Genomic DNA, 24,200 nt, shown 5'->3' with positions numbered 1-24,200 from the left:
TTCGCGCGAGGTTGCTGGGCCGCCGTCAGGTAGCAATGGGAGGGGGAGTGGTTACCAGATGGTCACGCGCTCCTCGGGAGCCAGGTACATGCCGTCTCTTTCGCTGACGCCGTAGGTGTCGTGGAAGGCCGTCATGTTCTTCACGACCTGATTGCAGCGGAACTCCTCCGGCGAATGGGGGTCGATCGAGAGCCTGCGGACGCGCTCCTCGGTGCGCATCTTCGACCGCCACGCTTTCGCCCAGGCTTCGAAGAACGCCTTCGCCTGCTCCGGGCTCGGCGCCACTGGCACACCGGGAGTCCCGGCCCGCTCACCGAGTTCGAGTTCGAGAGCCTTCCACCCGATCGACAGACCGCCGAGGTCACCGATGTTCTCCCCGACCGTCAGCGCCCCGTTGACATGCTGGGCGTCGTCGAGACCGGCCGGAACCAGTGCCTCGTACTGGGCGATGAGCGCGTTCGTGCGCTCCTCAAAACGCTCCCGATCCTCCGACGTCCACCAGTCGACGAGGTTGCCGTCCCCGTCGTAGCGCGAACCCTGATCGTCGAAGCCGTGCCCGATCTCGTGACCGATGACCGCACCGATCGCCCCGAAGTTCGCCGCCACATCACCTGCGGCATCGACGAACGGCGGCTGGAGGATCGCGGCGGGGAAGACGATCTCGTTCATCACCGGGTGGAAGTAGGCGTTGACCGTCTGCGGGGTCATCAGCCATTCGGTCCGGTCGATGCCTCCGCCGATGCGGCGCACCTGCCGCACGTGTTCGGCCTGGGCGCAGCGGCGGACGTTGCCCACCAGATCCGAGGAATCGATCGCGGCCGGGTACTCCCGCCACACCTCGGGATAGCCGACCTTCGGGGTGAACTTCGAGAGCTTGACCAGCGCACGGTCCTTCGTCTCCTCGCTCATCCAGTCGAGCTCGCGGATTGACTTGTCGTAGGCCTTGATGAGCATGCCCACGAGGTGGTCGATGGCTTCCTTGGCTTCGGGCGGGAACTCGGCGGCGACATAGAGTTTGCCGACGGCCTCGCCGAGGAGGGACTCGACGAGCCCGACCCCGCGCTTCCAGCGTTCCCGCAGCGCCGGCGTGCCCGAGAGCGTGCGGGCGTTGAAGTCGAAGTTCTCCTCGACGAATTCATCGGCCAGCAGGGACGCGGTGTCGGAGACGACGACGAAGCGCAGCCAGGTCTTGAGGGTGTCGATATCGGTCTCGGCCCACACCTTGGCCATGCCGGTGACGAAGGACGGCTGAGAGACCACGAGGTATTTGAGGTCGGTGGCTTCGGCGGTGAGCAGCCCCAAATAGGAGTCGAAGTCGAACTCCGGGCCGAGGTCGCGCAGTTCGGCGATCGAGTACTTGTTGTAGGTCTTCTCGGCGTCGCGGCAGGCCACCCGGTCCCAGTGGTGGCGGGCGATCTCGGTTTCGAACGCCATGATCTTCGCGGCCACCTCGGCGTCGGAGATCCCGGACTTCTCACCGAGCCCGGCCAAGGCGGACATCTTCTTCACATGGGCGAGGAACTTCGCGCGCACCTCGGCGTGGTCGTCGTTGAAGTAGTAGTCCTCGTCGGGCAGGGAGATGCCGGCCTGGACGAGGTAGAGGGCGTAGACGTCGGAGTCCTTCGCATCGGCGGTGACGTACCCGCCGAGCACTCCGCCGATGCCTTCGATCTCGAGCCGGGCCAGCAGGGCCGCGAGTTCGGACTTGTCCTCGGCGGCGTCGATGGCGGTGAACGTCGAGTCCAGCGGGGTCACACCGAGTTCGTTGATGCGGTCGACGTCCATGAACGAAGTGAAGAGGTCCGCGACCTTCTGGCCCTCGGAACCGGGTTCCTGTGGGGCATCGGAGACGGCGGTGATGAGGTCGCGGACCTTGGTCTCGGCGGTGTCGAAGAGCTCGCGCATGGCACCGTCGCCGGCCCGGTCGTCGGGGATGGTGAACGCGTCGATCCACTCGCCGTTGATGTTGCGGTACAGGTCGTCCTGAGGGCGCACCGAGGCGGAAGAAGTTTCAGAAGTCATGGTGCAACAGTATCGTGATCAGCAGGGGTTCTGCGCTGGAGTTTCCGACGTCGTCCGTCGGTCGGCCGCCCGCCGCAGATCGTTGAGGAGGAACGAATGAGTATGGCATCCGTCGTGTTCGTGTGCACCGGCAATATCTGCCGCTCGGTGACGGCCGAACGCGTGCTCGAGCACCATCTGAGGATCAACGGCACCGAGGCGGTCGTCGATTCCGCCGGAATCAGCGACGAGGAGGCCGGCAATCCCATCGACCCACGTCAGGCGCGGGTGCTCGCGGCCGCCGGCTACCGCACCGATGATCACGCCGCTCGACAGATCACGGTCGACTGGCTGGCCGAACGCAATCTGGCCGTGGCGATGACCGCTCGCCACTATCGTGCGCTGCACCGGCTGATCGAGCAGATCCCCGCCGAGGCGGCCCCGGAGCTGCGGATGCTGCGTGAGTTCGATCCCCGGCTGGCTCCGGACGGGTCCGAAGACGGGCCCGAAGGCGAATCCGTCGGTCGTGGACAGGGCCGCGGGATCAGTGATGCGGCCGAGCCCGGTGCCCCCGCACCCGATGTGCCGGACCCTTGGTACGGCGAATTAAAGGATTTCGAAGAAACTCTTGAGACAATTGAAGTGTCCGTGCCGGGAATCACCGATCACCTGCACGCTCTGGCCGAGAAGTCTGCGTGATACTGGAAGCAGAATCGCCGATCGATGAACGAACGCCCTGAAGGAGAAACTCTCATGACTCGTACTAAGTGGTCCGCTTTCAAGCTGGGCTTCGCCGCCCTGCTGGTGGCTGCCTTGAGTGTCTTCGCGTTTGCGCCCGCCAGTGCTCACGACCAGCTCGTGTCCTCGAACCCCGAAGACGGGGCGGAACTGGATCAGCAGCCCGAGTGGCTCGAGATGACGTTCTCCGGGAACATCCAAGAGGTCGGCTCCGAAGTCACCGTCGTCGTCGACGGCAAGGACGTCTCGGCCGGTGAGCTCACCGTCGAGGGCAAGAAGCTCAGCGTGGCGCTGCCCGATGATCTCAAACCCGGCGACTATGAGGTGACCTGGCGTGTGGTGTCCCAGGACGGGCACCCGATCTCCGGTGACTATGCCTTCACCATCAAGGACTCCGAGGGCGCAGGCGGCGCTGTCGAAGAGTCCACCAAGGCCGGGCTCGGCGGCGGAGTCGTCGACGAGCCGGGCAAGGACACCGGAGAGCGCGGTGAGATCGGAGAGGCCAGCGGCAGCGATTCGGGCATGTCGACCCCGATGATCGTGCTGCTCTCCGTCGGCGGACTCGCGATCATCGTCATCGTCGTCCTGCTCATGCGCCGCAAGGCCCAGGGCCTGCCCGGCACCAAGGGCGATGATTCGAGTTCCGGCCCCGGTCCGAAGAACGACTGAGGTTCGCGGCACAGCGACACTCATCTGACGAACCGATGGCCGAGGCCCCGGAGGCGAGAGCTTCCGGGGCCTCGCTGCATCGTCGGACCGTTTGCGTGCGGGACTCGACCGGCGCGGGGGCCGCGGAATAGAACCGGACCGGGACGCTGTTGTCCTACAGGGCTGATCGCCTCACCGAGCATCGACGTCCGATCGCTCGCCACCACCCAGCTGACCGAAGGACGGCATCACATTGTCCATTCCTCTCAACATCCTCGACCTCGTCTCCATCCGTGAGGGATCCACGGCCTGCGAGGCCATTGCGAATTCGATGTCGACCGCCGCACTCGCCGATGAGCTGGGCTACTCACGCCTCTGGTTCGCCGAGCACCACAACACGATGGGTTTGGCTGCCAGCTCCACGGCACTGCTGATCTCTCAGGCCGCCTCGGTGACGGAGAGGATCCGAGTGGGATCCGGCGGTGTGATGCTGCCCAACCATGCGCCGCTCATGGTCGCTGAGCAGTACGGAACCCTGGCGAACATCCATGGCGATCGCATCGACCTGGGCCTGGGGCGCGCCCCCGGCACGGACGGCATGACGGCCCAGGCGCTGAGCGGTTCCTCCGCCGAACCGCAGTCCTTCGCGCAGAACATCTACGACCTGCAGGGCTGGTTCAGCGAGCGGGGTCAGGCCTACAGCACGCCGATCAAGTCGGCCGTCTCGGCCGGAACAAACGTTCCGATCTGGGTGCTCGGGTCGACGATGAATGGGGCTTCGATCGCCGGTCAGCTGGGGCTGCCGTTCTCACTGGCCTCGCACTTCGCTCCCGATCAGATCGACGCGGCCATCAAGGTCTACCGTGATTCCTTCACCCCCGATGCCCCGACCGCGCAGATCGACAAGCCCTACGTCATGGCCGGGATCAATGTGATGGTCGCCGACACCGACGCCGAGGCGCAGCGTGAGTTCACCCCGGTCAGGCAGATGTTCGCGGACATCGGCCGGGGACGCAGCCGGCAGCTGCAGCCGCCGGTCGAGCCGAGCGAATTCGCCGCCCAGGGCATGGGCGAGAACCCGATGCTCACGATCAGCGCCGTCGGCTCGCCGGACACCGCGACCGAGCAGATGGCCGAGTTCGTCGAGCGCACCGGTGCCGATGAGCTCATCACCGTCACCTACGCCTACGACACCGAGGTGGGCCAGCGCTCACTGCGCCTGCTGGCTGACGCCTGGTTCTGACTCGGCACCTCACCTCGTGAGCCGCACATGTGCCGCCAGCCCGGTGTCGTCGGCGGCCAGGGCTCGTGCGGTGCTGAGGATCGTGCCCTCCATCGCCGAGGCGGCCCGAGTCGGTCGCACATCTGCGCGAGTCGCGATGCTCACCGTCCGGGACAACCTCGGCTCCACCAGTTGGGCCGAGATCAGCTGAGGTCGGTCGACGAGGACCATGGCGGGAACGATCGCCACGCCAACGCCCCGTTCGACGAAGCGCAGCACCGCGTCCATCTCCCCGCCCTCGACGACGACGTTCGGGTACAGGCCGCTCGATTCGAAGGCCGCCGAGGTGGCCTCCCGCAGGTCGTATCCGTGATGGAACAGGACCTGGGGGAGTGCGGCCACCTCGGCGAGGGTGATCTGGTCGCCGCTGATCAGCGCTCCGTCGGCTGCCGCGATGACGACGAGATCCTCGCCGAGCACTTCCTGCATCTGCAGTCGGGGCGTTTGCGCGCCGAGGTCGACGGTGCGGGTGATGAGCGCGAGGTCGAGTTCGCCGGCGCCCAAGGCCTCGATGAGCTCCCGGGAACCCTTCTCGACGAGTTCGAGCTCGACTCCGGGATGCTGATGGTGGAAGCGACTGATCGCCTCGGCGACGAGGCTCACGCACAGGGTCGGGGTGGCGCCGAGGCGGATCCGACCACGGCGAAGGCCGGCGAGCTCGTCCATGTCATGGCGGATCGCCTCGGCGTCGGCGAGCATCCGGCGGGCTGTCGGCAGCAGCGTCTCACCCGCCGCGGTCAGCGAGATGTGGCCGTGGGCGCGGTGGAAGAGCTCTGCGCCGAGCTCCTTCTCCAGTGTCGAGATCTGGCGGCTCAGTGAGGGCTGCGCCAGGTGCAGGGTGGCGGCCGCCTTCGTGAAATGACCGGTGGCGGCGACCTCGACGAAACTCGCCAGCTGTTCCAGATTCATGGCAATAGCGTATCGCTATCAACTCGACTCAAACAATGCATTGGACGTATGTGGTGGGCGAACTTAGCGTGGAAGCATGACCATTACACAGGGAACAGCACGTCGCAGAGAACGCTCCATCTCCACCTCCGTGCTCGTCATCGGCACCGGTGGATCGGGCCTGCGCGCCGCGATCGAAGTCGCCGAAGCAGGAGGCGATGTCCTCACCGTGGGCAAGCGCCCGAAGGAAGACGCGCACACCTCGCTCGCCGCCGGCGGCATCAACGCCGCACTGGCCACCGTCGACCCCGAGGACACGTGGCAGCAGCACGCGGCCGACACGATCAAGGAATCCTATGACCTCGCCAACCCCCGCACCGTCGAGATCGTCACCCAGGGCGCAGCCGAAGGCATCGCCGACCTGGAGCGATATGGAATGGACTTCGCGAAGGAGGACGACGGTCGGATCTCTCAGCGCTTCTTCGGCGCCCACACCTGGCGCCGCACCGCTTTCGCCGGAGATTACACGGGCCTGGAGATCCAGCGCACCCTCATTCGTCGTGCCGAGGCCCTGAACATCCCGATCCTAGATCGGGTCTACATCACGAAGCTCCTCGTCGCCGATGGTCGCATCTTCGGTGCCTTCGGCTTCGACGTCATCGACGGCACCGCCTACCGCATCCACGCCGACGCCGTCATCCTCGCCGCCGGCGGGCACAACCGCATCTGGCGGCGGACCTCCTCCCGTCGGGATGAGAACACCGGCGATTCGTTCCGCCTGGCCGTCGAGGCCGGAGCGCGTCTGCGCGACGCCGAGCTCGTCCAGTTCCATCCCTCGGGCATCATCGAACCCGAGAACGCGGCGGGCACCCTGGTCTCCGAGGCGGCCCGCGGTGAGGGCGGAATCCTGCGCAACGGACTGGGGGAGCGGTTCATGGAACGCTACGATCCCGAGCGAATGGAGCTGTCCACTCGTGACCGCGTCGCCCTGGCCGCCTATACGGAGATCGCGGAGGGTCGGGGCACGGAGAACGGAGGCATCTGGCTCGACGTGTCCCACCTGCCGCGCGAGACGATCATGAACCGGCTGCCGCGCGTGTTCGCCACGCTCATGGAGACGCAGATGCTCGACATCACGGCCAGCCCGATCGAGATCGCTCCGACCGCGCACTACTCGATGGGCGGGGTGTGGGTCGATCCCGTCGATCACAGCACCGATGTCGAGGGGCTGTGGGCCATCGGCGAGGCCTCGTCCGGTCTGCACGGGGCCAACCGCCTCGGCGGCAATTCGCTCATCGAACTCCTCGTCTTCGGTCGGATCGTCGGACGGTCCGCGGTTGCCTACTCCGAGGAGCTCGAAGCACAGGTGCGTTCGCGCGATGCCGTCGCCGAGGCGCGGGCCGAGATCGATGATCTGCTCGCCTCCGATGGCACGGAGAATGTCAGGGCGCTGCAGCGCGAGGTCCGCAACCTCATGACCGAGCATGCCGGCGTGGTCCGTGACGAGGCCGGGCTGCAGGCCGGACTGGAGAAGCTCGCGGGTATCGAGGCTCGGATGGAGAATGTGGGCATCCACCCGGACATCGCCGGCTTCGCCGATCTCTCGCACGCCTTCGATCTCAAGTCCTCGGTGCTCGCGGCCCGGGCGACGCTCGAATGTGCGCTTGAGCGCCGCGAGACCCGTGGCTGCCACAACCGCAGTGACTATCCAGAGCAGGACCCGAGCCTGCAGGTCAACCTCGTGTGGTCGCCGTCGACGGGAGTCGTGCGCGAGGACATCCCGCCCGTCGACCCCGAGGTCGCCGAGCTCATGCACGTCGGCGAGATCAGCCAGGAGGGCAAGCTCGTGGAGTGAGGCTCGCCCGCAACGACCCTCCAGACACACCTGACGGCGGCGCAGCTACCCCGCGCGAGGGTAGCAGTGCCGCCGTCAGGTGTGTCTGTGCGCTGAGGGTCAGCAGATCGACGACAGTTCCCGGCCCGCTGGAAAGTGGGTGGGAGAGTTTGCGGGGGCTTGACCGAACCTCAGAAGAGGTTGGGTGGGCACCCTTGCCGGGGGCTGTGTGTTTGCGCCTTCAGGATCTTGATGCATCTATCAATGCATGCATCTGTTAGCCTGTTGGCGTGAACGAACTGCTGACGCTTCCCTGGCAACGCACCGACGACACCTCCCCGATCGCCTCGCGGATGGCCGCCTGGGCGGCTCGAGAGATCATCGAGCGGCGCTTCGAACCCGGCGAGCTCCTCACCGAGGCTGACCTCGCCGAGGCGCAGAAGGCCAGTCGCACCCCGGCGCGGGAGGCGATGCTCCAGCTCGAGCGGTGGAGACTCGTCCGTCTCGTCCCGAAAAAAGGGGCGATCGTGACGACCGTGACGAGCAGGGAACGACGTGACCTGCTCGCCGTCCGTGCCATGTTCGAGACCGATGCCGTCCAGGAGCTGACTACACGCGGCGGCCTCGAATCCCTCGCGGTCGACCTGCGGGCTCTCCTCGACGGGCAGCGGCAGGCCGTCGAGGAGAGAAATCCGCTCGACTTCGCGAGCTTCGACTACGCCTTCCACGCCCGACTCATCCGCGGCGGAGGCAACAGCATCGTCGAGGAGCTGCTGACCACGATGGGCCCGAGGCTGGCACGGCTGACCTACCAAGTCGCCACCGACCAGCCGGGCACGCTCGACACCCTCCTGAGCGAGCACGAACGCCTCACCGACCGTGCCGAGCACGGCAGCGCCGAGGAATTCGGACAGCTCGTCCACGAACACATCGACGCCTCCCATTTCCCACAGGGGCGACCGCTGTGACCGCCGGGTCCGATGCCGCGACCACCGATTCGACGACCTCGCCGATGGCCTCCGCTTCTCCTGCAGAGACCGCCCAGGTGCAGGCCGACGCCGCTGAACCTCGCGCGCGCCGAGGCGGTGCGTGGCTTCGCGTAGCACCGGCCATGTTCCTCCTCGCCTGGGGCGGCAATCACTTCACCCCGCTCGTGCACATGTACGAAGAGGACGGCGGCTATGCCGTCTGGCAGGCGAACCTGCTCCTGGGAATGTACGTCGGTGGACTGATTCCGGGACTCCTGGTCGCCTCGGCGCTGTCTGATCGTCGCGGACGCAAACCGCTCCTCATCGCCGGAACTGTCGCCGCGATCCTCGGCAGCGTGCTGCTGGGACTCGGCTTCGACCTCTTCTGGCTGCTGTGCGTGGGCCGAGTGCTCGCCGGTGCTGGAGTCGGCGTTGCGATGTCCGTGGGCACGAGCTGGATCAAGGAACTCTCCGCCCCGCCTTTCGATCACCGGGCCGGCATCACCGCGGGCGCTCGCCGCCCGGCCCTGACCCTGACCTTGGGCTTCGCGCTCGGTGCGGCGGTGACCGGGTGCCTCGCCCAATGGGGGCCACTGCCCGAGGCGACCCCCTACGCGGTCCACACACTGCTGAGCATCATCGCCTTGGTCATCGTTCTCACCGCGCCGGAGTCCCTGGGCGGGGACCGCCGTTCGACCGAACACTGGTGGCGCGGACTGCGGATCCCGCTGGTCGGCCACCGGACCTTCGTGCGACTCATCATCCCCGCCGCCCCGTGGGTCTTCGGCGCCGCCGGCATCGCCTACGCGGTCATGCCCGCCCTCGTGCAGGACACGCTGGGGGAGTGGACGACGCTGTACGCGACAGTGCTCACCGTCGTCACCCTCGGTGCCGGAGCGCTTGTGCAGAACGCCGTTCCCCGGATCAACCGCTGGTCAGGAGGTCGGGCGCTCGTCGTCGGGCTCGGCCTGATGTCGCTCGGGATGGTGCTCGCCGTCGTGGCGGCACTGGTGGCCAGCCCGATCCTTGCCTTCGTCGTGGCCATCGTGCTCGGCATCGCCTACGGCACCTGTGTGGTGGCCGGACTCATCCTCGTCCAGGCCATCGCCGCACCGGACGACCTGGCCGGAATCACCGGCGTCTACTACTCACTGGCCTACTCCGGATTCCTCCTGCCGACAGTGCTCGCCGCACTGCTGCCGGTGATGCCCTACAGCCTGTCGCTGGCAGGGGTGGCCGTGATATGCCTGCTCTGCCTCGCCGCTGTCGCCCGCGCTTCGAGCAGGCGCTGGTGAGCAAGCGCCCGTGGCGAGGATACAACCACGGTGAGCAAGCGTCCGGGGTGTGGGAAAGACCATGGTGAGGGGCGCAGGGGAAGAACTAGGATGAAAACACTTCGCAACCACCTGATAGGGGTCGACATTCATGCTCGGTAATCAACGCACGAAGCCATCACCGGCGGTCAGCGCCTTCATCGACATCATGGGACCGCGCCACGTCCTCACCTCGGCGCGGGCCACTGCTCCCTATGCCAAGGGCAACCGCTTCGGCGGCGGCAGCGTCCTCGCCGTTCTGCGGCCGGGCAGCCTCGTCGATATGTGGCGGGCGCTGCAGGTCTGCGTCGACAACGACCTCATCGTCATCCCGCAGTCGGCGAACACCGGCCTGACCGGCGGTTCCGGTCCCGGCGCGCAGGACTACGACCGCGAGATCGTCATCATCTCGACTCTGCGCATCAACCAGATCCACCTCATCAATGACGCCCGCGAAGCCGTCTGCCTCGCCGGATCGACGCTGTACGAACTCGATGAGAAGCTCGCCCCGCTCGGCCGCGAACCGCACTCGGTCATCGGGTCGTCGTCGATCGGTGCGTCCGTCGTCGGCGGAATTGCCAACAACTCCGGCGGGTCTCAGATCCGAAAAGGTCCGGCATTCACGAAGCATGCGATCTTCGCCCGAGTGACCGAGGAGGGACGGCTGGAACTGGTCAACCACCTCGGCGTGAAGCTCGGTGACGATCCCGCCCACATCCTCGACAAGCTGCAGCGCGGTGACTGGGATCCGGCCGATGTCACGCCCCCTCCAGAGGACACGATGGAGACCGAATACGGCGAGCAGGTGCGCCGGATCGTCGACTCGCCTGCCCGGTTCAACGCGAACCCCGACTATTTGTACGAGGCCTCGGGGTCGGCGGGCAAGCTCATGGTCTTCGCCGTGCGCACCCGCACCTTCCCGAAGATCACGGACGCGACCACGTTCTATGTCGGCACGAACTCCCCGGCCGAGCTCGAAGCGCTGCGCCGCGCGATCCTGACCTCGGACATGCCGCTGCCGATCTCCGGCGAATACATGGGCCGGCCGTCATTCGACCTCGCGGAGAAGTACGGCAAGGACACGTTCGTATCGATCAAGCACGCCGGCAGCCGGGAGCAGATCAGGCTCTTCGCGCTGAAGAACTGGGCCAACGGGGTGTTCGCGAAGCTGCCGTTCTTCGGCGAGACCGTTGCCGACACCATCGCGCAGAACGCGTTCAATCTGCTGCCGCAGCAGCTGCCGAAGCGCATGCTCGAGTACCGCGACCGATTCGAACACCACCTGCTGCTCGTCGTCAGCGGCGAGGAGAAGGCGCGGATGGGTGCGTTCCTCGACGACTTCTTCGCCGAGGCGGCCCACCACGGTGCGTACTTCGTCTGCGATGCCGATGAGGCTCAGTCCGCGATGCTCCACCGGTTCGGTGCTGCGAGTGCGGCCACCCGTTACTTCAACCTCAACCGCGAGGACTCCTCGGACATGATCACCTTCGACGTCGCGCTGCGCCGTGATGACGAGGACTGGCTCGAGGTGCTGCCGGACGAGATCGCCGACCAGCTGCACATCAGCTCCTACTACGGCCACTTCTTCTGCCACGTCTTCCACCAAGACCATGTGGCGAAGAAGGGTGTTGATCCGGTGGCGCTGAAGAAGCAGATGACGGCGCTGCTCGAGGAGCGCGGTGCGGCCGTGCCCGCCGAGCACAATTTCGGTCGGCTCTATCAGGTGCCTTCGAAGATGGAGGCTCACTTCAAGGAACTCGACCCCTGCAACGTCTTCAACCCCGGAGTCGGAGAGACCTCGCCGAAGAAGAACTGGGCCTGAGCTCGGCTTCCCGCGCGTTCCTCGCATTCGTGCCGGCTCGCGCTGCCCTCGCGCCCGTGGCAGCTCACGCTTACGGTGCGTCCCTCGCCGCAAACAGCAAAACACCCCGGTGCGCCGGGGTGTTTTCGCGTGAACGATGAGGGATGCTCAGGCAGCAGTGCGAAGTGTCACTTCCGCGACGGTGTGCCGCTGGCAGTGAAGTGATGCCCACTGACCGCCCGACTGCCGGTTGAACGGATGCCCACACCACCGAGGCGGTCAGTCCTCGTCTTCGATGTCAGCAGCTGCGGCCGCCTCGGCGCGGGCCTGCTTGATCTTGCGTGTGCGAGAGATCGTCGTGAGGGTGATCGTAGCGATGAAGCCGACCGCCGCACCGATCACGATGGCGTACATGCTGGTTGGGGCGCCGAATGTGGCGCTCGTTCCCATGCCGGCATCGATGAGCGGACGGCCTTCGCTCATGTGGAAGACAATCGCACCGACCCAGACGATGGCGAACACCGCGCCGACGATGTTGCCGACGATCAGCCGTTTCGGTGAGACGCGGGCCATCGACATCGAGAAATCCACATTCTCGCGCTTGCAGTAGCCCGAAACGACGCTGCTGGTCGCGATGGAGCCGAGGATGATGAACGCGCTCCACACTCCCGCGCCGAGAACGGCGAAGATGAGGCCGAGCGCGAAGAACACGTAGGTGGAGACGACGGCCCCCAGCGTATACGCGCGCAGGATGACGTCGCGTTCACGTTCATCGCCCATGGACGGGTCGTTGAAGCCGGCGATCCTATCGGCGAGTTCGTTGCTGCGTTTATTCTTGTCGCTGATGTTGCTCATGGGGCTTCCTCCTGCAGTGAGAAGATCTCTTCGACGGTGGTGTTCAGTGTGCGGCTGATGCGCAGGGCTAGGTACACGCTTGGGGCGTAGTCGCCCTTTTCTGTGGCGATGATCGTCTGCCGGGATACTCCGGTCAGTTGTGCCAGTTGGGCTTGGGTGAGCCCGGATGCCTTGCGAACCTGTTTGAGGTTCGAGGTCTGTACTTCCATGGGGCTCCTTGGTGTCAACTTTGTTTTACATTTCAAAGTAAAGCATAGTTGACATTGTGGTGTCAACGATCTTTGACATCGCCGAGGTGGTTCCGCCGTTCCGTGCCGCGCGCCGGTCATTTCGCGGCGGTCTTCGGGCATGACCTCTCGTGGGCGCGAAAACACCGCGGTGCATCAGGGCGTTTTCACGCTACCGGTGATGGGTGATCAGGTGGGTCAGTCCTCGTCTTCGATCTCGGCTGCCCGTGCGGCCTCGAGGCGTGTCTGCTTGAGCTTGCGATGGCGCTGCAATGCCTCGAGGGAGGCGACGACGATGATTCCGGAGGCGAGGCCGATGAGCATCGAAGTGCCGCTGTCTGAGAATCCGAGCGTGGACCCCAGCCCCGCATCGATCAGCGGGTGGCCAGTGGTTTCGTGAAAGGTGATCGCGACGATCCAGGCCACGGTGAACAGTGCGCCGAAGAGATAGGACTTGACCCGGCGCTTGGGTGCGACGCGCGCGGTGGCGAGCTTGATGTCGACGGCTTCGCGTTTGCAGTAGGAGGACGCCGCGACCCCCATCGCCCCGGACGCCAGGAAGATCGGGAGGGTCCAGAGGCCAGCCCCGATGACCGCGAAAAACAGGCCGAGGCCAAAGAAGACATACATCGAGACGACCGAGCCGAACGTGTAGGCCCGAAGAGTGACGTCGCGTTCCCGCTCATCACCCATTGAGGGGTCATTGATCCCGGCGATCCTATCGGCCAGTGCGTTAGGGTGACGCTTGCCTGAAGTATTGTTCATTGAGCTTCCTCCTGCAGTGAGAAGATCTCTTCGACAGTGGTGTTCAGCGTGCGGCTGATCCGTATGGCCAGGTAGACGCTTGGGGCGTAGTCGCCCTTTTCTGTGGCGATGATCGTCTGCCGTGATACTCCGGTCAGTTGTGCCAGTTGTGCCAGTTGGGCTTGGGTGAGCCCGGATGCCTTGCGAACCTGTTTGAGGTTCGAGGTCTGAACTTCCATGGGGCTCCTTGGTGTCAACTTTGTTTTACATCTCAAGGTAAAGCATGGTTGACATTGTGGTGTCGATGATCTTTGACATCGCCGAGGTGGTTCCGCCGTTCCGTGCCGCGTGCCGGTCATTTCGCGGCGGTCTTTGCGCATAACCTCTCGTGGGCGCGAAAACACCGCGGTGCACCAGGGCGTTTTCACGCTACCGGTGATGGGTGAGCAGGCGGGTGTGAAGTGACGCAGTCGGGAGGGAGTGCCGCGAACGGTGGGTGATGGGTGCTCGTCGCGGCCTCAGCGACGATGGCGGGCGCCGGATCAGGGATTCGTATCGTCACCGGGGGAGTGCGTGTGTATGTCGTCGCCGGGGGCGTGCGTGTGCATGCGAATTCCCTCATTGTTGAAGATGCTCAGCACCTGGGCCGAGCGCTTGCCTGCTGCGCAGATGCTGTGCGGGATGCGGGTGTCGAATTCGGCGGCCTCCCCGTTGGTGAGGACGAGATCCTGACTGCCGAGGAGCAGGCGCAGTCGCCCAGAGATGACGTAGAGCCATTCAAAGCCGTCGTGGACCTGCGGCTCCGGGGGAGTGGCGACGGGCGGGTAGGTGATCCTGTAGGTGGCGACGGGAGAGCCCTCTGGCGCGAGGGGCGTGATGACCATGCCGTTCCTGCGGATGGCTCGGCGGCGAACCCGAGGGTCGGCAGCCTTCGGAGTCACGAGATCGTCGATGCTGATGCCGAACTGACGAGTGAGGGGGAGGAGCAGCTCGAGACTGGCTTGTCTCTTTCCGGATTCCAGGCGTGAGAGGGTGCTCGGTGAGATGCCGGCGCGAGTGGCCACCTCGTCGAGTGTCCAGTCTCGATCATTGCGCAGTGCGCGCAGACGCGGCCCGATGTGTTTGAGTTCCTCAGTCATGTCCGTCCCTGAATCTCCCGGATGCGGTGGTCTCCGACTCCTTGTCTTGCCAATTGTGCAAGAAGCATTGCGCACGGGCAAGGTCTGAGCTGACCATGAAAGCATGAGCGAACACTGGGAAGTCATCATCGTTGGAGGAGGCGTCGCCGGCTTGTCGGCGGCACTGACCTTGGGACGCGCGCGCAGGCAGGTGCTGGTGGTCGATGTCGGCGAGCCGCGCAACCGCTTTGCCGCGCATATGCACGGCATGCTCGGAAGCGACGGGGTCGACCCCAGCGAGCTGCTGCGGCGCGGACGAGAAGAGGTGAGCGCCTACGATGTCACGATCCGCCCGGGGGCAGTCGAGACTGTCGCAGAGGTCGATGATGGACTCGCCGTGACCTTTGCAGATGGCAGTACGGCCACGACGCGCGCCCTCATCGCAGCGAGTGGTCTCGTCGACGAGCTGCCCGAGATTCCGGGACTGACGCAGCAGTGGGGCGCCGGCGTCCTGCATTGCCCGTACTGCCACGGGTGGGAGGTGCGCGGGCAGCGTCTCGCCGTGCTCGGCACGTCTGCGATTTCGCTGCACCAAGCTGAACTGATCCGGCAGTGGAGTGACCAGGTGACCTTCTTCACCGCCGACTGCGGAGCCATCAGCCCAGACGTTGCTGCGCGCCTGCGCTCACGGGGCGTGAGACTCATCGACTCACCGGTGGCCGAGGTCCTCACCGAAGGTGAACGCCTGACCGGGGCACGCCTCGCCGACGGCAGCAGCATCGCCCTCGACGCGGTGTTCATCGCACCGTCGTCACGACCGCAGGATGAGTATCTTGCCCCTTTCGACCTCGACCGCGCCGAGAACCCGATGGGCAGCTTCGTCGCCGTCGACCCGGCCGGCCTGACCAGCCACGAGCGAGTCTGGGCGGTCGGCAATATCGTCAACCCCGCAGCGAACGTGTCCGTCTCCATCGGGGCCGGGTCGACGGCCGGCGGCATGGTCAACATGGCGTTGGTGAGCGAGGACTTCGACCGAGCCTCATCCGGGCACGCTGACGAACACGCCGGAGACGCGAACAACGCCGAGGTGCAGAAGACAGACGTGCCAAAGGCAGACGTACAGGGCACGGACGGGCAGAAGGCGGACGTGCAGGGCACGGACGTGCAGGGCACGGCATCGCCAGCGAATGATTCGCTGGAGGAGTACTGGGAGGCCCTGTACGCCGAAAGTGCCCAACGATGGTCGGGACGGGCGAACGCCACCACCGCCGAGGTGGTCGCGGCGCTGGGTGCCGACCATGGCACTGCCGCGCTCGAGCTCGGCTGCGGAGAGGGCGGTGACGCCGTCTGGTTGGCCACTCAGGGGTGGCATGTCACCGCTGTCGATGTCTCGACAACGGCGATCGAACGCGGTGCCGACAGTGCTCGGGAGTCCGGAGTCGCCGAGGCGATCACCTGGATCAGCCATGACCTGTCCACATGGACGACCGAGGAGACCTTCGACCTCGTGACCGCATCGTTCTTCCACTCGACTCCTGAGATGCCGAGGACCGAGATTCTTCGCCGTGCGGCCAAGCGGCTGCGACCCGGTGGGCACCTGCTCATCGTCTCTCATGTGTTCGACGATCCTGAGGACATTCCGCCCTGGGTGCTGCGCTATTACGAGACCGACGACCCAAGGGACCCCGCGCTGCAGGACGAACTCAGCCACCTGCTCACGCCAGCGGCCGAGCTCACTGCTTTGGCGCTCGACGGAGCCGAATGGGAGATCGTGATCGAGGAGGTCCGTCCGCGTGAGACGGCCGGTCCAGACGGTAAGGAGACGGCCGTGGTCAAAGACGGCGTGCTCCTGCTGCGGCGACGAGCTGTCTGAGGGTGCTTCTCGCCGTCGCAGCGAAGCACCCCGCTCAAGCTGTCCCCGAATCCTGCCGGTCGCCCGGCAGTCGGGGCCGCATCTGAGCCTCTTCAGTCCTCCGCGATCTTCACGCGGCGACGGTCTTTCTCCAGCCGTACTTCGTGGCTCGACCGTGAGGGGTTGAGCAGCTTGAGCAGCGACAGCGCAATCGCAGCTCCGAGAATCGCGCAGCCGGCAGGCAGCAGCATCGCGGTCTTCGCGTCGAAGGCATCGATGATGTTGCCGGCGATCGCCGAACCGAAGGCGACGCCGAAGCCCAAGGAGGTGCCCAGCCAGGCGAAAGCCTCGGTCAGCCGCCTCGGCGGGGCCAGCTGCTCGATCACGGAGTTCGCGCCGATGAGGCTCGGTGCGATCGCAGAGCCGACGACCACGAGAATGATTCCGTAGGTGACCATGGACTGCGCGAGCAGCATCATGCACGCGCCGACGGCCAAGCCGGTCACGGCCACACCGAAGCGGTGGTGCACCGCGGTCTGCCAGTTCCGGGCCCCGTACAGGGCGCCCGACAGCAAGGATCCCAGTGCCAGGCACGACAGCAGCACACCGGCTGAGGACTTCACCCCGAGTTCGTCGGCGAACGCGACGGCGATGACGTCGATGGCACCGAAGTTCACGCCGAGGAAGATGTTGACGATGATGATCGCGAAGATCCCCGGGTTCGAGAACACGTGACCCTTCGCCTCGGTGGTGCGTTCGACGGGAGGCGGTTCGGTGGCCTTCTGAATGTAGAGCAGCAGCGATCCCACGCCCACGGTGAGCATCGAGAGGATGATGCCTGCAGGCGGCCACACCGCTGTGGCGAGCACCGTGGCGAGCACGGGTCCGGAGACGAACATCAGCTCATCCGCGACGGACTCCCAGGAGAACGCGGTCTGCAGCTTCTTCGGCGAGTCAACGATGTGTGACCAGCGTGAACGCACGAGCGAACCGACGGAGCCGACAGTGGCGCCGCCGATGCCGGCGAAGATGAACACGAAGCCGACCCACCAGTCGAGGTAGACGGAGAAGATGAGCAGCGTCAGTGAGGCCAGGTGGGTGATGACGATGGGCACCATGACCCTTGCCTGGCCGTGGCGGTCGACGAGGCGTGCGATTCCGGGGCCGGCAAGCGCTTGGACGATCATGTACACGGCGGTGACGATGCCCGCCAGACCGTATGATCCGCTCACGCCCTGGATGAAGAGGACGATTCCCAATCCCAGGACTGCGATGGGCATGCGCGCGACGAGACCGGCCAAGGAGAACTTGAGCGCACCGGGAAGCGATAGGATTTCCCGATAGTTGTTGAACACCAGAGAAGTCTACCCAGCCCGCCCCCGCGCAGACCATACAGATCCGTGCCATTACTGGTGAGTCCTCTCACCTCGGCGGGGGAGCGCCGTCGAAGTGCGCCTGGGTATGTAACAAAAGCTATACAATAAGCGAGATTGCCCACTTTCTCCCGGCGCATTGCGCCGACCGCCCGAATCCCGGAGTGCCGATGACGGACAACACCACCTTCGATGATCTCTTCGACAACCAGTACGAGGAACAGCAGCGACCGCGCAAGAAGAAACGCGTGTGGCGCAAAGTCCTCGTCATCCTGCTCATCATCGTCATCCTCGGCGTGCTCGGCATCGGACTCTACGTGTGGAGCATCGGCCGATCCTTCGACAGCAATTCGAACCGGCTGAGTGACGAGCAGGTCTTCGGCAAGCAGAAGGTCGGCGACAAGGGCGACGGCGGCACGAACATCCTGCTGCTCGGCTCCGACGAGCCCATGGATCAGGTCGATGTCAACGATTCGCGCGGTCTGCGCTCGGACACGATCATGGTCATGCACCTGCCCAACGACGGCGGCAGCGTCCAGGTCATGTCGATCCCGCGTGACAGCTACGTCGACATCGAGGGGCATGGGAAGGCGAAGATCAACGCGGCTCTGTCATACGGCGGTCTGCCGCTGGCGGTGTCCACGGTGTCGGACTTCATCGGCACCGACGTCGATCACGTGGCGATCATCGACTTCGAAGGATTCAAGGCTCTCACCGACAGCCTCGGCGGGGTGACCGTGAACTCGGAGCAGGCGTTCGAGAAGAACGGCTACACGTTCAGCCAGGGCCAGAACGACCTCAACGGTGACCAGGCGCTGACCTTCGTCCGTGAGCGCAAGCAGTTCAAGGACGGCGACTTCCAGCGGGCGCGCAACCAGCAGGCGTTCATCCGCGGGCTGACGAACGAGATCATCTCGGCCGATACGCTGTCGAACCCGAAGAAGATCCAGGACATGGTGAAGAACTTCGCGCCGTACATGTACGTCGACTCGGGCCTGGACGCGAAGTACATCTCCGGCACGGCCTTCAACATGCGCGATGTCCGTCCGGGCGACATCGAGTTCTTCACCGCCCCGGTCGCCGGCGTCGGCACCGCGCCGAACGGTGCGTCGATCGTCAAGGTCGACGATGACGAGCTGAAGAAGGTCCAGGACGCGTTCCAGAACGACACCGTCGACGAGTACGTGCAGAACGCCCCGGAGGCCCACCTGTAATCTTTCGCCGAGGCGGCCGATCCTGGCCAGTGCCCCGCCCACCATCGGGGCCGGTGACACATTACGTACGCTCCGAACCACTTTTCGTGCGCTGCGCAAAACATTCCGTACGCGAGCGGACCACTCTTCGTCCCCTGCATCTGGATCGATACAGATGACTGGCACCAAATGTGGTTGGCCGCCGGAGCGTAGAGAACTTGGCCCTCCCGGGTCCACCCCGGCCTGCTTCGAATCATGTCGAAGCAGGCCATGTCGAAGCAGGCCGAGTGGTGCGCCTGCGGTGCGCTCCGTGGCGAGAGCCGCGCCGGAGAGTCACGCCGAGGCTTCAGCCCTCGAACTTGACCGAGTGAACGCCGTGGGGTGTGCCCCACTCGTTGTCTGGATTGGACACGGCTTCGTTAGCGACTCCTAGAGTCATGGTCTCGTCGGTCACGGTGTTCTCGTAATCGACGTAGATCGTGCCTGCCGCTCCTTCTGCACCGACGCGGTTCCAGTGGGTTCCATTGTCATCTCCGTGATTGGCCAGTGCCTTTGCGACCTTGGGCGAAGCGAAGGCTTCGACACGGTCCGTGGCACCCTGCCCCCATGCGCGCACGAGTTCATCGGCATAGGTGACGGGGACTGTCGGGTAGTACACCGACTGCGTGCCGACGCCGGAGTCTGACGTCTCGCTCGATGAATTCGCGGACGAGGTATCGGCGGCCATGGCCGGCCCGCCGACGAGCCCGAAGCCGGCGAGACCGGCGACGGTGGCGATTCCCAGGGTTGCTGCGCGATTGCGAATGGTGGTCTTCATGGTGTCTCCTCTGTGTCGCCACCTCGCGGGAGCCGTTCGCTCGTTGCGTGGTGGCAGGTTAGCTGACGAGGATCAAGTATTGTGGCCGATTCTGAGGATGCAGCAACGATGGCTGGGAACCGACTTGGAAACGGTTACAGCATGCAGACAGGACTGTTGCAGTCATGCGACGGTGCATGTCGCGTGAGCATGAGTGACCGATTGACGGCAAAGAACCTTGGCAGTGGAATCGGTGGTGACGAAGCTATGACAGTGATGTTCTCAGATGATGCTGGGGCACTGGCCGCAGACGGGTGCCGCGTTGAATATGACAGAACCGTGTAGTCAGCGATACGTGATCGTGATTGGATTCTGCCTGCAGGGCTGCGGTCGTCTTCCCGAGCTTGGCCTCAGGCGTGCGGAGTAGTGTTGTCAGTGAAGCGATGGGAGGAAGGGGCGAGACAGTGGGCCATAGTTTCTCGGGTCCGCTTTCGCTGCATTCGGCAGCGCCGGCCGCGTGCCATCACAGGATCCGCATTGAGGCGCTGGCCAACGCACCCATGTTCGAGGCGTTGCCTGACGAAGAACTTAAGAGCCTCGAACAACAGGTCCGTGCGCCCGGATACGTCGCTGGTGAGCGGATCTGTCAAGCGGGGGATCGGGCCAGTCATCTCTTCATTGTCGCCTCGGGGGCGGTCAAACTCCTGCGCCCGTCCCCGCGAGGTGACAGTGCTGGGACCGGGAGACAGCTTCGGAACGCTGACTCGCGTCGACCACTGCGGTGAGACCGCCGTCGCCATGATCGATTCCTGTGTCATCAGCATTCCTGTTCGCGCTATCCGCAGCGTCCTCGAACGGCATCCGAAGGTCGCGATGGCGGCCTTCGACGAACTCGCCGAGCGGCTCGAACAGTCCTACCAGGCGCTCGAACAGCTCTCTGTCGGCCGCGCTGATCAGCGGGTCGCCGCCGTGCTGCTGAGTCTGGCAGAGAAGCTCGGCCGGCCGGGAGGCGGGCGGATCGAACTGCCGATCCCGCTCAGCCGTGCCGATCTCGGCGCCATCGCCAGGATCGCGCCGGAGTCCGCGAGCCGGGCGCTGGGTCGTTTGCACGCAGCCGGCGCCGTCGATTTCGGCCGTCAATGGACGTCGATCGTGGACCAGGCCCTCCTGCACGAGATCGCACAGTCCTGACTCGTCCCGCAGTTCCTCGACGCCCGGCCGTGCCGGACCGGGGCCGCTTCTGCCGTACATGATCCCGATCATGTACGACCGAAGCGGCGGTCTCTTAGAGTGAGAAAGATCCGGGAAGCTGGTTCGCGCACAGTGCTGCATCGCGTTGCCGATGGTGCGCCGAACCTTTATGCCCGCGATGTGAGGAGACGTGAGAAAGGCGGTCGAACCTGATGACCTATGTGATCGCGCAGCCATGTGTCGATCTCAAGGACAGAGCCTGTGTCGAGGAATGCCCGGTCGACTGCATCTACGAAGGAGCACGCAGCCTCTACATCCATCCCGATGAGTGCGTCGACTGCGGCGCATGCGAACCGGTGTGCCCAGTGGAGGCGATCTTCTACGAAGACGATGTGCCCGACGAGTGGGAGGACTACTACAGCTACAACGTCGAATTCTTCGACGATCTGGGCTCGCCCGGCGGTGCTGCCAAACTCGGCAACATCGGTCGCGACCATCCCGCTGTGGCCGCCCTGCCTCCCCAGAACCAGGATTACACGGGCTGAGAGACCCCGCCGTTCAGAGCGCCGGCAGGGCGCTCACTTCAATACGCCGTCGACCAGCGTCCGGGCGTCGTGTTGGACCTGGCGCAGATGATCCTCATCGCGCAGTGATTCGGCGTAGATCTTGTACACGTCTTCCGTGCCGGAAGGACGCACGGCGAACCAAGCGTTGTCCGTGGTGACCTTGAGCCCGCCGATGGGCGCATTGTTCCCCGGCGTCGAGGTGAGCACCGCCTTCACGGGTTCACCGCCGACGGACTGTGCATTGACCTGGGAGGCGTCGAGCGCTCCGAGGCGAGCCTTCTGTTCGCGGGTGGCGGGGGCATCCTGGCGGGCGTAGGCGCTGGTTCCGTGGTTCGCTGCCAGACCCGCGTAACGCTGCGAGGGACTCTGCCCGGTCGTTGCCGTCATCTCGGCGGCGAGCAGGGCGAGGATGATGCCGTCCTTGTCCGTCGACCACACTTTCCCGTCGCGGCGGAGGAACGAGGCCCCGGCCGATTCTTCGCCGCCGAAGGCCAGCGAGGAGTCGAGCAGTCCGGGAACGAACCACTTGAAGCCGACGGGAACCTCGAACAGGGTCCGATCGTGGGATGCCGCGATGCGGTCGATGATCGACGAGGTGACCAGGGTCTTGCCGATGCCGGCTGCAGTCGGCCAGTCGGTGCGGGAATCGAGCAGGTAGTCGATCGCCGCGGCCAGATAGTGGTTCGGGTTCATCAGTCCGGCATCGGGGGTGACGATCCCATGCCGGTCGGCGTCGGCGTCGTTGCCCGTGGCGATGTCGTAGTCGCCGCGGGAGGCGATGAGGCCCGCCATCGCATGCGGCGAGGAGCAGTCCATGCGGATGTTCTCGTCCCAGTCCAGGGTCATGAATGACCAGGTCGGGTCGACGTCGGGATGGACGACGGTGAGGTTGAGATCGTAGTCTTCGGCGATCGCGGCCCAGTAGTCGACGCTCGCGCCGCCGAGCGGGTCAGCTCCGATCTTCAGCCCGGAGGAGCGGATGGCGTCGAGGTCGATGACGGATTCGAGGTCGTCGACATAGTTCGAGACGTAGTCGAAGTTCTCGGTGTTCTCCAGATGGAAGGCCCGCTGGAAGGCGGTGCGCGGAATCTTCTCCCACCCGTCGAGGAGGTAGGCGTTGGCGCGTTCGGCGATCCACTTCGTCGTCTCGGATCCGGCCGGGCCGCCGTGGGGAGGGTTGTATTTGATGCCGCCGTCGGCGGGCGGATTGTGGCTGGGGGTGACGATGATGCCGTCGGCTTGGGCATCCGTGCGCGACATTCCCGAGTTGAAGCCGAGGATCGCATGCGAGACGGCCGGGGTCGGTGTGAAGCCGTCGCGTTCGTCGATGCGCGCAGGCACCTCGGCGGCGGCGAGCACCTCGAGGACGGTGAGGAACGCGGGCTCACTCAGCGCGTGGGTATCCCGGCCGAGGAAGATCGGCCCGCGGATTCCCTTGTCCCTGCGGAAGTCGACGATGGCGGCGGTGATGGCAGCGATGTGCGCCTCGTTGAAGGATCGGTTGAAGCTCGAACCGCGGTGGCCTGAGGTCCCGAAGCTCACTGCTTGCGAAGGCACCGAAGGGTCGGGAACCAAGTCGTGATAGGAATCGAGAAGGGCAGGGATGTCTACGAGATCCTTGTCCTGGGCCAACTGGCCGGCGCGAGTAGTCATTCTTCTACCTTGCCAAATCCGGGCCACCTGTCACAGTTGTGTCCACGGAGTTCTTGCATCGTGGACTCGGCAGACATGACTGAGCGAGATTCCACGGTCGAGCCCTCGCCGTCGCAGACTCAGTCCGGCGGCTCCACGGAGTCGTCCTCTTCTTCCTTCGTGTCTCCACCGCTGATATCCCGGTCTTTGTCGGGGGAGGACCCTTCGGCTTTGGCCTGGGCGTCCTCAGGGTCTCGCTCGATGGGAACCTCGTGCTCGGCGGCGATGCGCTCGAGCCTTTCTTCAGGTGTCTGCGAGCTGCCTTCCGCGTCAGGGTCGGGACCGACTCCTACGGCAGAGCTCTTGATCTCGCGATCGTCGTCGGTTCCGTGTTCCTCTGTGTTCTCCGGCAGGTTCTTCTTCTCGTCGCTCATGGACTCCTACTCCTTTCGGAGGTGAACACCGGTACCGCGTTCCATCGTGGCGGCGGTGATTGTGAACAGAACAGTGCGTTCCGTGGTTCCGACGCTAGACCCCAACGTGGCGTGGGATCAAGACCCGTTCGGCTGCTGCCCCGGACGGGGGTGAGACCCGCGGGACGAGCCGTGACGGGTCTCGACCCTCACTTCACCCAGGGTTCCTCGCCGGTCTCCGAGACGATCGGCTTGCCGTTATCGAGGTTCCAGGAACCCATGCCGCCGGCCACGTCGAACGCGTCGAAGCCGTTCTGGTTGAGCCAGGCCACGGCTCGGTTCGAGCGTCCGCCGGTGCGGCAGATGACGTACATGTCGTCATCGAGGGGCAGATCGTCGAGGCGGGCGGGCAGTTCGCCCAGCGGCACGTGGATCGCGCCTTCGATGTGCCCGGCCTCCCACTCGTCGTCCTCACGGACGTCGATGATGGCGGCACCTTCGGGAATGTCGTTGACGGTGACGGTAGTTTCTTCATCCATGGCCCCAGTCTAGGCACGGCGCTGCGGAGTTCGCACACGTCCCGAAGCAGACTGCGAACACCGTGGGGAGCCCCGCGCGGCCGTGTCGACAGTTCCCGGTTCGGTGGCTCCGCAGTCTCGAATCGGCGTCCCCATTCTGCCGATTCAGCAGCCAGACCGTCCCGGTTCGACGCCTCCGCGGTCCCGTTCCAAGGGGGCTGTTGCCACTCGGGAAGTCGTGTGAGAATG

23 protein-coding genes are annotated in these 24,200 nt (G+C 65.1%); 11 read left to right on the top strand and 12 right to left on the bottom strand.

Features of this window, described 5'->3' with window-relative positions; translation table 11 throughout:
• Nucleotides 1–51: 51 nt before the first annotated feature.
• Nucleotides 52–2,022: a M13 family metallopeptidase gene (locus ACSE4D_RS06030; RefSeq protein ID WP_436326792.1), complete on the bottom strand. Its 1,971-nt coding sequence runs from the start codon at nucleotides 2,020–2,022 to the stop codon at nucleotides 52–54.
• A 96-nt stretch (nucleotides 2,023–2,118) separates the two neighbouring features.
• Here ACSE4D_RS06030 and ACSE4D_RS06025 point away from each other — a divergent pair, with 96 nt between their 5' ends.
• From ACSE4D_RS06025 to ACSE4D_RS06015, 3 genes are all read left to right on the top strand, one after another.
• On the top strand, nucleotides 2,119–2,700 hold the full coding sequence (locus tag ACSE4D_RS06025) for a low molecular weight protein-tyrosine-phosphatase (protein WP_436326791.1): 582 nt from the start codon (nucleotides 2,119–2,121) through the stop codon (nucleotides 2,698–2,700).
• A gap of 54 nt (nucleotides 2,701–2,754) precedes the next feature.
• Nucleotides 2,755–3,408, top strand: a complete 654-nt coding sequence (locus ACSE4D_RS06020) for a copper resistance CopC family protein (RefSeq protein WP_135540757.1) — start codon at nucleotides 2,755–2,757, stop codon at nucleotides 3,406–3,408.
• A 232-nt stretch (nucleotides 3,409–3,640) separates the two neighbouring features.
• A complete protein-coding gene (locus ACSE4D_RS06015) occupies nucleotides 3,641–4,630 on the top strand; it encodes an LLM class flavin-dependent oxidoreductase (RefSeq protein ID WP_436326790.1) in 990 nt (329 codons plus the stop codon).
• A 9-nt stretch (nucleotides 4,631–4,639) separates the two neighbouring features.
• Here the strand turns inward: ACSE4D_RS06015 and ACSE4D_RS06010 are convergent, their stop codons facing one another.
• A complete protein-coding gene (locus ACSE4D_RS06010; RefSeq protein ID WP_436326789.1) occupies nucleotides 4,640–5,578 on the bottom strand; it encodes a LysR family transcriptional regulator in 939 nt (312 codons plus the stop codon).
• A gap of 76 nt (nucleotides 5,579–5,654) precedes the next feature.
• Here ACSE4D_RS06010 and ACSE4D_RS06005 point away from each other — a divergent pair, with 76 nt between their 5' ends.
• From ACSE4D_RS06005 to dld, 4 genes are all read left to right on the top strand, one after another.
• Nucleotides 5,655–7,412: an FAD-binding protein gene (locus tag ACSE4D_RS06005; RefSeq protein WP_436326788.1), complete on the top strand. Its 1,758-nt coding sequence runs from the start codon at nucleotides 5,655–5,657 to the stop codon at nucleotides 7,410–7,412.
• A gap of 269 nt (nucleotides 7,413–7,681) precedes the next feature.
• Nucleotides 7,682–8,359, top strand: a complete 678-nt coding sequence (locus ACSE4D_RS06000) for a GntR family transcriptional regulator (RefSeq protein WP_436326787.1) — start codon at nucleotides 7,682–7,684, stop codon at nucleotides 8,357–8,359.
• Entirely contained in the window at nucleotides 8,356–9,654 is a 1,299-nt protein-coding gene (locus ACSE4D_RS05995) for an MFS transporter (RefSeq protein ID WP_240689942.1), read from the top strand. Before ACSE4D_RS06000 ends, ACSE4D_RS05995 begins: the two co-directional genes overlap by 4 nt.
• 130 nt (nucleotides 9,655–9,784) lie before the next feature.
• A complete protein-coding gene (gene dld / locus ACSE4D_RS05990; protein ID WP_436326786.1) occupies nucleotides 9,785–11,494 on the top strand; it encodes a D-lactate dehydrogenase in 1,710 nt (569 codons plus the stop codon).
• Nucleotides 11,495–11,752: 258 nt separating this feature from the next.
• Here the strand turns inward: dld and ACSE4D_RS05985 are convergent, their stop codons facing one another.
• The 5 genes from ACSE4D_RS05985 to ACSE4D_RS05965 form a co-directional block, all read right to left on the bottom strand.
• A complete protein-coding gene (locus tag ACSE4D_RS05985; protein ID WP_436326785.1) occupies nucleotides 11,753–12,328 on the bottom strand; it encodes a hypothetical protein in 576 nt (191 codons plus the stop codon).
• Nucleotides 12,325–12,537, bottom strand: a complete 213-nt coding sequence (locus tag ACSE4D_RS05980; RefSeq protein ID WP_436326784.1) for a helix-turn-helix transcriptional regulator — start codon at nucleotides 12,535–12,537, stop codon at nucleotides 12,325–12,327. The genes ACSE4D_RS05985 and ACSE4D_RS05980 overlap by 4 nt, the downstream gene beginning before the upstream one ends.
• 216 nt (nucleotides 12,538–12,753) lie before the next feature.
• On the bottom strand, nucleotides 12,754–13,320 hold the full coding sequence (locus ACSE4D_RS05975; protein WP_436326783.1) for a hypothetical protein: 567 nt from the start codon (nucleotides 13,318–13,320) through the stop codon (nucleotides 12,754–12,756).
• On the bottom strand, nucleotides 13,317–13,538 hold the full coding sequence (locus tag ACSE4D_RS05970; protein ID WP_436326782.1) for a helix-turn-helix transcriptional regulator: 222 nt from the start codon (nucleotides 13,536–13,538) through the stop codon (nucleotides 13,317–13,319). The genes ACSE4D_RS05975 and ACSE4D_RS05970 overlap by 4 nt, the downstream gene beginning before the upstream one ends.
• 303 nt (nucleotides 13,539–13,841) lie before the next feature.
• On the bottom strand, nucleotides 13,842–14,438 hold the full coding sequence (locus tag ACSE4D_RS05965; RefSeq protein ID WP_425119677.1) for a helix-turn-helix domain-containing protein: 597 nt from the start codon (nucleotides 14,436–14,438) through the stop codon (nucleotides 13,842–13,844).
• Nucleotides 14,439–14,541: 103 nt separating this feature from the next.
• Between ACSE4D_RS05965 and ACSE4D_RS05960 the strand changes: the two genes are divergently transcribed.
• Nucleotides 14,542–16,290: an FAD-dependent oxidoreductase gene (locus ACSE4D_RS05960; RefSeq protein WP_436326781.1), complete on the top strand. Its 1,749-nt coding sequence runs from the start codon at nucleotides 14,542–14,544 to the stop codon at nucleotides 16,288–16,290.
• Between the two features lie 92 nt (nucleotides 16,291–16,382).
• Here ACSE4D_RS05960 and ACSE4D_RS05955 read toward each other — a convergent pair whose 3' ends face one another.
• Nucleotides 16,383–17,624, bottom strand: a complete 1,242-nt coding sequence (locus ACSE4D_RS05955) for an MFS transporter (protein WP_425119675.1) — start codon at nucleotides 17,622–17,624, stop codon at nucleotides 16,383–16,385.
• 188 nt (nucleotides 17,625–17,812) lie between these two features.
• Here ACSE4D_RS05955 and ACSE4D_RS05950 point away from each other — a divergent pair, with 188 nt between their 5' ends.
• A complete protein-coding gene (locus ACSE4D_RS05950) occupies nucleotides 17,813–18,856 on the top strand; it encodes an LCP family protein (protein WP_425119674.1) in 1,044 nt (347 codons plus the stop codon).
• A gap of 325 nt (nucleotides 18,857–19,181) precedes the next feature.
• Here the strand turns inward: ACSE4D_RS05950 and ACSE4D_RS05945 are convergent, their stop codons facing one another.
• A complete protein-coding gene (locus ACSE4D_RS05945) occupies nucleotides 19,182–19,652 on the bottom strand; it encodes a hypothetical protein (RefSeq protein ID WP_436326780.1) in 471 nt (156 codons plus the stop codon).
• 708 nt (nucleotides 19,653–20,360) lie between these two features.
• Between ACSE4D_RS05945 and ACSE4D_RS05940 the strand changes: the two genes are divergently transcribed.
• Both ACSE4D_RS05940 and fdxA read left to right on the top strand, forming a co-directional pair.
• On the top strand, nucleotides 20,361–20,822 hold the full coding sequence (locus ACSE4D_RS05940) for a Crp/Fnr family transcriptional regulator (protein WP_135542534.1): 462 nt from the start codon (nucleotides 20,361–20,363) through the stop codon (nucleotides 20,820–20,822).
• Nucleotides 20,823–21,034: 212 nt separating this feature from the next.
• Nucleotides 21,035–21,367 carry a ferredoxin gene (gene fdxA / locus ACSE4D_RS05935; RefSeq protein ID WP_135542536.1) on the top strand — a complete coding sequence of 111 codons (333 nt, stop codon included), beginning with the start codon at nucleotides 21,035–21,037 and terminating at the stop codon, nucleotides 21,365–21,367.
• Nucleotides 21,368–21,400: 33 nt separating this feature from the next.
• On the opposite strand, the gene pgm is transcribed toward fdxA, so the two are convergent.
• From pgm to ACSE4D_RS05920, 3 genes are all read right to left on the bottom strand, one after another.
• Entirely contained in the window at nucleotides 21,401–23,041 is a 1,641-nt protein-coding gene (pgm, locus tag ACSE4D_RS05930; RefSeq protein WP_436326779.1) for a phosphoglucomutase (alpha-D-glucose-1,6-bisphosphate-dependent), read from the bottom strand.
• 119 nt (nucleotides 23,042–23,160) lie between these two features.
• Nucleotides 23,161–23,454 carry a hypothetical protein gene (locus ACSE4D_RS05925; RefSeq protein ID WP_135542539.1) on the bottom strand — a complete coding sequence of 98 codons (294 nt, stop codon included), beginning with the start codon at nucleotides 23,452–23,454 and terminating at the stop codon, nucleotides 23,161–23,163.
• Nucleotides 23,455–23,642: 188 nt separating this feature from the next.
• On the bottom strand, nucleotides 23,643–23,972 hold the full coding sequence (locus ACSE4D_RS05920) for a rhodanese-like domain-containing protein (RefSeq protein ID WP_425119669.1): 330 nt from the start codon (nucleotides 23,970–23,972) through the stop codon (nucleotides 23,643–23,645).
• Between the last annotated feature and the right edge of the window lie 228 nt (nucleotides 23,973–24,200).

The organism is Brevibacterium sp. FAM 27836, from assembly GCF_051351055.1.
Lineage (GTDB): Bacteria > Actinomycetota > Actinomycetes > Actinomycetales > Brevibacteriaceae > Brevibacterium.
The sequence above is the reverse complement of the archived record's forward strand: the minus strand, read 5'-3'. Positions and strand labels throughout refer to the sequence as shown.

Excerpts from the sequence above, each read along its gene's own strand:
- ACSE4D_RS05960 (WP_436326781.1), top strand. The coding sequence starts at position 14,542 with ATGAGCGAACACTGGGAAGTCATCATCGTTGGAGGAGGCGTCGCCGGC.
- ACSE4D_RS05925 (WP_135542539.1), bottom strand. The coding sequence starts at position 23,454 with ATGAGCGACGAGAAGAAGAACCTGCCGGAGAACACAGAGGAACACGGA.
- ACSE4D_RS05950 (WP_425119674.1), top strand. The coding sequence starts at position 17,813 with ATGACGGACAACACCACCTTCGATGATCTCTTCGACAACCAGTACGAG.
- ACSE4D_RS05985 (WP_436326785.1), bottom strand. The coding sequence starts at position 12,328 with ATGAGCAACATCAGCGACAAGAATAAACGCAGCAACGAACTCGCCGAT.
- ACSE4D_RS05975 (WP_436326783.1), bottom strand. The coding sequence starts at position 13,320 with ATGAACAATACTTCAGGCAAGCGTCACCCTAACGCACTGGCCGATAGG.
- ACSE4D_RS06005 (WP_436326788.1), top strand. The coding sequence starts at position 5,655 with ATGACCATTACACAGGGAACAGCACGTCGCAGAGAACGCTCCATCTCC.
- ACSE4D_RS05965 (WP_425119677.1), bottom strand. The coding sequence starts at position 14,438 with ATGACTGAGGAACTCAAACACATCGGGCCGCGTCTGCGCGCACTGCGC.
- ACSE4D_RS05970 (WP_436326782.1), bottom strand. The coding sequence starts at position 13,538 with ATGGAAGTTCAGACCTCGAACCTCAAACAGGTTCGCAAGGCATCCGGG.
- fdxA (WP_135542536.1), top strand. The coding sequence starts at position 21,035 with ATGACCTATGTGATCGCGCAGCCATGTGTCGATCTCAAGGACAGAGCC.
- ACSE4D_RS05920 (WP_425119669.1), bottom strand. The coding sequence starts at position 23,972 with ATGGATGAAGAAACTACCGTCACCGTCAACGACATTCCCGAAGGTGCC.
- ACSE4D_RS06025 (WP_436326791.1), top strand. The coding sequence starts at position 2,119 with ATGAGTATGGCATCCGTCGTGTTCGTGTGCACCGGCAATATCTGCCGC.
- ACSE4D_RS06010 (WP_436326789.1), bottom strand. The coding sequence starts at position 5,578 with ATGAATCTGGAACAGCTGGCGAGTTTCGTCGAGGTCGCCGCCACCGGT.
- ACSE4D_RS05945 (WP_436326780.1), bottom strand. The coding sequence starts at position 19,652 with ATGAAGACCACCATTCGCAATCGCGCAGCAACCCTGGGAATCGCCACC.
- dld (WP_436326786.1), top strand. The coding sequence starts at position 9,785 with ATGCTCGGTAATCAACGCACGAAGCCATCACCGGCGGTCAGCGCCTTC.
- ACSE4D_RS05980 (WP_436326784.1), bottom strand. The coding sequence starts at position 12,537 with ATGGAAGTACAGACCTCGAACCTCAAACAGGTTCGCAAGGCATCCGGG.
- pgm (WP_436326779.1), bottom strand. The coding sequence starts at position 23,041 with ATGACTACTCGCGCCGGCCAGTTGGCCCAGGACAAGGATCTCGTAGAC.
- ACSE4D_RS06030 (WP_436326792.1), bottom strand. The coding sequence starts at position 2,022 with ATGACTTCTGAAACTTCTTCCGCCTCGGTGCGCCCTCAGGACGACCTG.
- ACSE4D_RS06020 (WP_135540757.1), top strand. The coding sequence starts at position 2,755 with ATGACTCGTACTAAGTGGTCCGCTTTCAAGCTGGGCTTCGCCGCCCTG.